This window comes from Micromonospora mangrovicola (assembly GCF_047200535.1).
GTDB lineage: Bacteria > Actinomycetota > Actinomycetes > Mycobacteriales > Micromonosporaceae > Micromonospora.
This window is the reverse complement of record NZ_JBJZOG010000213.1, coordinates 1-2,526: the sequence shown is the minus strand read 5'-3', so window position 1 is coordinate 2,526 and position 2,526 is coordinate 1. Positions and strand designations below refer to the sequence as shown.

General features: G+C 72.2%; 3 protein-coding genes and 1 pseudogene. All 4 read left to right on the top strand.

The genetic code is table 11. From position 1 onward, the window contains the following. Positions 1-1,011 (top strand): annotated as a pseudogene (locus tag ACL02O_RS34030) (ATPase); the annotation flags it as partial. Next, the gene (locus ACL02O_RS34025; protein WP_013731521.1) at positions 1,008-1,412 is read left to right on the top strand and encodes a roadblock/LC7 domain-containing protein; all 405 of its coding nucleotides are present in this window, start codon (positions 1,008-1,010) and stop codon (positions 1,410-1,412) included. The pseudogene ACL02O_RS34030 and the gene ACL02O_RS34025, both read left to right, overlap by 4 nt. 104 nt (positions 1,413-1,516) lie before the next feature. Further along, positions 1,517-1,894, top strand: a complete 378-nt coding sequence (locus tag ACL02O_RS34020; protein WP_046567086.1) for a DUF742 domain-containing protein — start codon at positions 1,517-1,519, stop codon at positions 1,892-1,894. A 1-nt stretch (position 1,895) separates the two neighbouring features. Further along, positions 1,896-2,489 carry a GTP-binding protein gene (locus ACL02O_RS34015; protein ID WP_412822288.1) on the top strand — a complete coding sequence of 198 codons (594 nt, stop codon included), beginning with the start codon at positions 1,896-1,898 and terminating at the stop codon, positions 2,487-2,489. The last annotated feature ends 37 nt before the right edge of the window (positions 2,490-2,526 follow it).

Here is a 2,526-nt window from a genome sequence, read left to right as displayed (position 1 = left end):
CAGCCGTACTCGGCTCAGCCCTACTCCGGCCAACCGGTGTCGGCCTCGCCCGCCCCGGGCCAGCCGGTCTCCGTGCCGCCGGTGAGCCAGGTGCCGCCGCGTCCGGCCCCGCAGGCCGGGCCGTCGGGCGTCGGCGCCCCGCCGGCCTGGCCGCCGGTCGCCGGGTCCGACCCGGCTGCCCCGGCGGTGCCGGAGCGGCTCGCGGCCGGCCTGGACATGACCACCGAGCTGCCGCGGGTGGCCCGGCCGGACACCCCGCCGGCCGCCATGCCGCCGGCCGTCAGCCGTCCAGCGCCGGCACCGGCACCGGCGCCGCGGCCGACCCCGCAGCAGGCGGCCAACCGCCAGCGGTACGCGGACGAGACGATGGAACTGCCGATCTTCCGGGAGCTCGAGTCGGCCTGGTTCCGTACCAGCCGGCCGGGGCCGAACGAGGAGGCCGCCGCGGCCCAGGCCGCGGCGGGGAACAGCGCGGCGGCGACCCAGCAGTTCGCCAAGGTCGACGCCGCCGGTCGGGCCGTCCAGCAGACAACACCCGCAACGACAGGTAACACGCCGATGGCACACACCCCGGCGGCCGGCGGAGCGCCGCGCGACAACGGACCGGCGAACGGGGGCGGGCGTCCCGGTTACGCCGAGGCGATGCCCAGCCGGCGAGCGCAGCAGATGCCCTCCGGTTGGCAGACCGCGGCCGACGACGGCTGGCGGGCCGCCTCGGCCGCCACCGAGGTCCCCGTCGCCGAGACCACCCAGAAGGGCCTGCCCAAGCGGACCCCGATGGCGCAGCTGGTGCCCGGTGGTATCGAGAAGCCGTCGACGTCGGTGCAGCGCCGGACGCCGGAGGGCGTACGGGGTCTGCTCTCGGCCTACCATCGGGGCGTGCAGCGGGGGCGTAACAACCCGTCCGACAGCAACTCGGCCGGCCCGGAGGCGACTCCGGGCGGGCAGCAGTCCTCGCAGTCTGGCTCAGGCCCGGTGGCCGGGAGCGGGCAGAAGGAGCAACAAGGATGACAAGTACGCAGGATCTCGGATGGCTGCTCGCCAACTTCGCCGATCGGGTGCCCGGTGTGGCGCACGCGGTCGCGGTCTCCGCCGACGGCCTGCTCCTCGCCTCGTCCCGTGACCTTCCGCGGGACCGCGCGGACCAGCTGGCGGCGATCGCGTCCGGCCTGGTCAGCCTGACCCAGGGCGCCGCCCGTTGCTTCGAGGGCGGGGCGGTGCTCCAGACGGTCGTCGAGATGGACAACGGATTCCTGTTCCTGATGTCCATCTCGGACGGCTCGTCGTTCGCGGTCCTCGCCGCGCGTAGCTGCGACGTCGGGCAGGTCGGGTACGAGATGGCTCTGCTCGTCGACCGGGTGGGTGACGCCCTGACCCCACAGCCGCGTACGGCTGTGGGAATGATGGGCTGAATGAATGACGCGCTGACCCGTGGGTCAGAAGCGGCAACAACTACGACAGCGACGAGTGTCACCGGGTCGAGCCGGTGCCGGGTACGAGGGAGGTGAGCGGCGACATGGTCGATCGTGACGAGCCGACCGGAGCGTTGGTCCGTCCATACGCCGTGACCCGCGGTCGTACCCGTCCCCGGCTCGAGATCGCTCTGGAGGCGCTCGTCGAGACGACGGTGCGCGGTCGCGCCGTTGCCACTGGCAACGGCGGTCAGGGCCGTGAACACCAGTACATAGCCGCGCTGTGTGACGGACGCGTGCAGTCGCTCGCCGAGATCGCGGCGCGGATGCAACTTCCGCTCGGCGTGGCCCGGGTGCTCATCGCCGACATGGCGACGGACGGCCTGGTCGCGGTCCACGAGCCGACCATTTTGGACGACTCCGACGACGCGGTGGGCACTGAACTGCTGGAGAGGGTGCTGAGTGGACTTCGCAGGCTCTGACATGTCGCACCGGCCGCCGGCCCAGAGCGGGCGCGTGACGTCGGCGAAGATCGTTATCGCCGGTGGATTCGGCGTCGGCAAGACGACGCTGGTCGGCTCGGTATCGGAGATCACGCCGCTGACCACCGAGGCGATCATGACCTCCGCCGGCGTGGGCGTCGACGACACCCGGCAGGTGCCGGGCAAGACGACGACCACGGTGGCGATGGACTTCGGTCGTATCTCGATCGACCGGGACCTGATCCTGTACCTGTTCGGTACGCCGGGTCAGACCCGGTTCTGGTTCATGTGGGACGAACTGGTGCGCGGTGCCATCGGCGCCGTCGTGCTGGTCGACACCCGTCGGTTGGCGGACTGCTTCGCCGCCATCGACTTCTTCGAGCACCGGCGGCTGCCGTACCTGGTGGCCATCAACTGCTTCGACGGGATGCAGTACCACGATCCGCAGGACGTCCGGGACGCGCTGGCGATCTCGAGCGACGTGCCCGTGGTGGCCTGCGACGCCCGGAACCGGGAGTCGACGAAGCACGTGCTGATCTCCCTGGTCGAGTACGTGCTCACCATGCGGCGCTCGCGGGCGGTCGCGCCCGCCTGAACGGCGACGTGAAGAGGGGGGGGGGGGGGGGGGGGGG

What these genes read in the sequence shown, in the direction of transcription:
- ACL02O_RS34025 (WP_013731521.1), top strand. Translation starts at nt 1,008, where the DNA reads ATGACAAGTACGCAGGATCTCGGATGGCTGCTCGCCAACTTCGCCGAT.
- ACL02O_RS34020 (WP_046567086.1), top strand. Translation starts at nt 1,517, where the DNA reads ATGGTCGATCGTGACGAGCCGACCGGAGCGTTGGTCCGTCCATACGCC.
- ACL02O_RS34015 (WP_412822288.1), top strand. Translation starts at nt 1,896, where the DNA reads ATGTCGCACCGGCCGCCGGCCCAGAGCGGGCGCGTGACGTCGGCGAAG.